This is a genomic window from Buttiauxella warmboldiae, from assembly GCF_003818135.1.
GTDB lineage: Bacteria > Pseudomonadota > Gammaproteobacteria > Enterobacterales > Enterobacteriaceae > Buttiauxella > Buttiauxella warmboldiae.
The window spans coordinates 1-3,705 of record NZ_RPOH01000125.1 but is presented as its reverse complement, the minus strand read 5'-3'; the positions used below and the strand labels follow the sequence as shown (position 1 = coordinate 3,705).

Below are 3,705 nucleotides of genomic sequence, written 5' to 3'. Positions count from 1 at the left end.
CCTTACAACACCGAAGGTGTTTTGTCAGAGACAATTTTAATTTTCAGCCTGAACCGAGATTTTAAGTCGATGGTTACAGATAACACTGTGACGGTTGATGAAACAGAATATGCCTGGCGGCACTAGCGCGGTGGTCCCACCTGACCCCATGCCGAACTCAGAAGTGAAACGCCGTAGCGCCGATGGTAGTGTGGGGTCTCCCCATGCGAGAGTAGGGAACTGCCAGGCTCCAAATAAGTGGAAAGCCCTGTACTGACGTACAGGGCTTTTTGCTGTCTGTTGTTTATGAACCTCCTGTCCATATTTCAACAAGTAATTTATGGAAATTAGCTCCTTTCCCTCAGAGGAGCCTCATATTCAATGGCATAGCTGCTATTTTTTTAGCCAGGCAGCCACGAAATCAGCAATCTGTTCCGGTTGATTAATATCCAGAATAGGTAGGGTTGAACTGAGTTTTACGTCACTGGCGATGGCAATAACATGGCTATCGATCGCCAGTTCATCAGCGTCTTGCGCGCTCCCCTGCCTGTAGAGCAAAATCTTAGGCACCGATTCGTGCTTAAAACCCTCCACCAGAATGACGTCCAGCGATGTCTCATCCATTCGGTTGGCAAGGTAGTAGAGATTTAACTCATTTTCATCAGGTGTTTCTGTCATAAGGGCCCAGCGTTTCTGGCTGGCAACGAGAGTTTGTGCCGCTCCTGCCTTACGTAGCTCATAGCTGTCTTTACCTGGCTTATCCACCTCCATATCGTGATGGGTATGCTTAATCAATCCAGGACGAATACCCCGCTCATTCAATAAAGGAATGAGCTTCTTTAGTAGCGTCGTCTTTCCTGTCCCGCTACGGGCCGCAAATGCTAATAGTGGCAACATCTATTCTTTCTCCCATTGAGCGAGATCTTCAGGGGTGTTGATGTTGGCAAAACGGCCGGTTTGGTTTTCAAATACAATCGCTTTGCCGCCAGCCTGGCGCAGGAAAACCATGACCCGACGTTCTCCAGTATCCAGATATTGCTCGAGTTCTTTAATTAATCGCCGGTGCACAAGCGCAATGGTTGGATGATCGCGCTCGCCGTCATTGACCCATACGGCTGAGGAATCGCCTTTCTGCATCCACAGTTTATATGCCAGATCGCCTGGAATATTGGGCGTATCACAGGGGCAGAACAGAAACCATTCACCCTTCAGCTGCTGCATTGCTGACAGCATTCCGGCCAACGGCCCTGGAAAATCCGCTAACGTATCTCTTAATACAGTGAAACCAACAGACTGATATTTTTCGATATTTCTATTGGCGGCGATCGCGATATCCCCGACCTGCGGTATGAGCTTACTGACGATATGTTCAAACAGAGGCTGGCCATTTAGCGGAATTAACCCTTTATCCCGCCCACCCATTCTGGTTGCTCTGCCTCCAGCCAGCACCACACCCGTAACATCCATTAAACGTCTCACCTATATCGCCTCTTTTCATGTGGGTTTGAGCCTGCTAACGTGTCACATCTCTCATGTGAATGGAGCACAATTATGAAATGTAAACGCCTTAACGAACTGCTGGAGCTACTTCAGCCCGCATGGCAGAAAGAGCCGGATCTCAACTTGATTCAATTTTTGCAGAAACTCAGTAAAGAGTCAGGTTATACCGGTGAATTAACCGATCTGACCGATGACGTGCTTATCTATCAGCTGAAAATGCGCGATTCTGCGAAAGACGCTGTTATTCCTGGCATTCAGAAAGATTACGAAGAAGATTTTAAAACCGCATTACTGCGCGCCCGTGGCGTAATTAAAGAGTAAAAGCTTGTAAGCCGTCCCACTTAGCAGCGATGAAATGTTATCCTCAACTATTCGCATTTACCGTTGGTTGGCTGGATGACAGACAGCGCTTTCAATTTTCAGACACTCCATCCGGATACCATCATGGATGCCCTTTTCGAACAGGGCATACGGGTGGATTCCGGCTTGACCCCGTTAAACAGTTTCGAGAACCGCGTCTATCAGTTTCAGGACGAGGATCGTAAACGTTACGTGGTGAAGTTTTATCGCCCTCATCGCTGGTCCTTTGAGCAAATAGAAGAGGAACACCGGTTTGCGCTTGAGCTGCAGGCTGATGAGGTTCCACTCGCTGCACCGCTGTATTTCAACGGCCAGACATTGTTGCGCCATCAAGGTTTTATGTATGCAGTGTTTCCCAGTTTAGGCGGGAGACAATACGAAACCGATAATCTAGATCAAATGGAGTGGGTCGGTCGCTATCTTGGTCGTATCCATCAAGCAGGGCGCCGCAGTCAATTCTCTGCCCGCCCGGATATAGGCTTAAATGAGTATTTATTCGAGCCGCGCGAGCTGTTTGAGCATATGCACCTTATTCCATCAGCCCTGAAGCAGAGCTTCCTTAAAGCTACAGATGCGTTAATTGAGGAAGTAAAACTGCACTGGCATGCGGGCTTTCAGGCGTTGCGCTTACATGGCGACTGCCACCCGGGGAATATTCTCTGGCGCGACGGCCCGCTGTTTGTCGATCTCGACGATGCGCGCAACGGCCCGGCAATTCAGGATATCTGGATGCTGCTTAACGGCGACAAGGCCGAGCAGAGAATGCAGCTGGAGATGATTGTCGAGGCATATGAAGAGTTTACCCCCTTTGACTCAGACGAGATTGCGCTCATAGAACCTTTACGAGCCATGCGTATGGTCTATTATCTCGCGTGGATTATTCGACGCTGGGACGATCCTGCTTTCCCCAGAAATTTTCCGTGGCTTACCGACGAAGATTACTGGCGAAGACAAACTGCGACTTTTACAGAGCAGGTCCGGGTTCTGCGTGAACCACCATTAACATTAACGCCACTGTATTAATCACTATTTATTCAGGAGATATTTGATGATGAAAAAGATTTGGCTGGCGCTGACGGGGATGATGCTGGCATTCAGCGTGTCTGCGGCGCAGTACACCGACGGTAAAGAGTTCATCACTTTACAAAAACCAGTTGCTGGTGAGCCACAGGTTTTAGAGTTCTTCTCATTCTACTGTCCGCACTGCTATCAGTTTGAAGAAGTGCTTCATGTTTCTGATACCGTGAAGAAAAAGCTGCCGGAAGGCACTAAAATGACCAAATATCATGTTGAGTTCCTCGGCCCATTGGGCAAGGATTTAACTCAGGCATGGGCTGTGGCGTTGGCGCTGGGCGTGGAAGACAAAATCACCGCACCAATGTTTGAAGCGGTTCAGAAAACGCAGTCCGTTCAAAACGTTGCCGATATTCGTAATGTCTTTATTAATGCAGGCGTGAAAGCGGAAGAGTACGATGCGGCATGGAACAGCTTTGTGGTGAAATCCCTGGTTGCTCAACAAGAGAAAGCGGCGGCGGATCTGCAACTGCAGGGCGTTCCGGCTATTTTCGTGAACGGGAAATACCAGTTGAATCCACAAGGAATGGACACCAGCAACATGGACGCATTCGTTCAGCAGTATGCTGCTGTGGCCAAATTCCTGGTCGAGAAAAAGTAATCATAATAAAGCCGGGCAATCGACTAATGCTGATCGTTTAAGGATCGGTTGACCGATCCGGTGACTGGTGTAAAAAGGGTTCATGTTCATCATGGACCCTTTTTACATGGAACTTTCACAAGCCCTCGGCATTATCAATCTTACCGCTCCTGACGAGGTACAGAGCCTCGATGACCTGCTTTCCCCTGACC

Annotated in this window: 5 protein-coding genes and 1 rRNA gene; 4 read left to right on the top strand and 2 right to left on the bottom strand. The window is 48.7% G+C overall.

The features are described 5' to 3' along the window. Positions 1 to 112 precede the first annotated feature (112 nt). A 5S ribosomal RNA gene (gene rrf, locus EHN07_RS20340) occupies positions 113 to 228 on the top strand. Positions 229 to 372: 144 nt separating this feature from the next. On the opposite strand, the gene mobB is transcribed toward rrf, so the two are convergent. Further along, positions 373 to 876 carry a molybdopterin-guanine dinucleotide biosynthesis protein MobB gene (gene mobB / locus EHN07_RS20335; protein ID WP_124025812.1) on the bottom strand — a complete coding sequence of 168 codons (504 nt, stop codon included), beginning with the start codon at positions 874 to 876 and terminating at the stop codon, positions 373 to 375. After that, entirely contained in the window at positions 877 to 1,446 is a 570-nt protein-coding gene (gene mobA, locus EHN07_RS20330) for a molybdenum cofactor guanylyltransferase MobA (protein ID WP_124025814.1), read from the bottom strand. An 84-nt stretch (positions 1,447 to 1,530) separates the two neighbouring features. Between mobA and EHN07_RS20325 the strand changes: the two genes are divergently transcribed. The 3 genes from EHN07_RS20325 (at position 1,531) to dsbA (ending at position 3,514) form a co-directional block, all read left to right on the top strand. Beyond that, entirely contained in the window at positions 1,531 to 1,800 is a 270-nt protein-coding gene (locus tag EHN07_RS20325) for a YihD family protein (RefSeq protein WP_064541894.1), read from the top strand. A 75-nt stretch (positions 1,801 to 1,875) separates the two neighbouring features. Continuing rightward, positions 1,876 to 2,862, top strand: coding sequence for a serine/threonine protein kinase (locus EHN07_RS20320; protein ID WP_124025811.1), 987 nt, complete (start codon positions 1,876 to 1,878; stop codon positions 2,860 to 2,862). A gap of 28 nt (positions 2,863 to 2,890) precedes the next feature. After that, a complete protein-coding gene (gene dsbA / locus EHN07_RS20315; protein ID WP_124025813.1) occupies positions 2,891 to 3,514 on the top strand; it encodes a thiol:disulfide interchange protein DsbA in 624 nt (207 codons plus the stop codon). Positions 3,515 to 3,705: the final 191 nt, after the last annotated feature.

Bases quoted from the DNA above. Each gene is read 5' to 3' on its own strand.
- mobB (WP_124025812.1), bottom strand. From the start codon at position 876: ATGTTGCCACTATTAGCATTTGCGGCCCGTAGCGGGACAGGAAAGACG.
- mobA (WP_124025814.1), bottom strand. From the start codon at position 1,446: ATGGATGTTACGGGTGTGGTGCTGGCTGGAGGCAGAGCAACCAGAATG.
- EHN07_RS20320 (WP_124025811.1), top strand. From the start codon at position 1,876: ATGACAGACAGCGCTTTCAATTTTCAGACACTCCATCCGGATACCATC.
- dsbA (WP_124025813.1), top strand. From the start codon at position 2,891: ATGAAAAAGATTTGGCTGGCGCTGACGGGGATGATGCTGGCATTCAGC.
- EHN07_RS20325 (WP_064541894.1), top strand. From the start codon at position 1,531: ATGAAATGTAAACGCCTTAACGAACTGCTGGAGCTACTTCAGCCCGCA.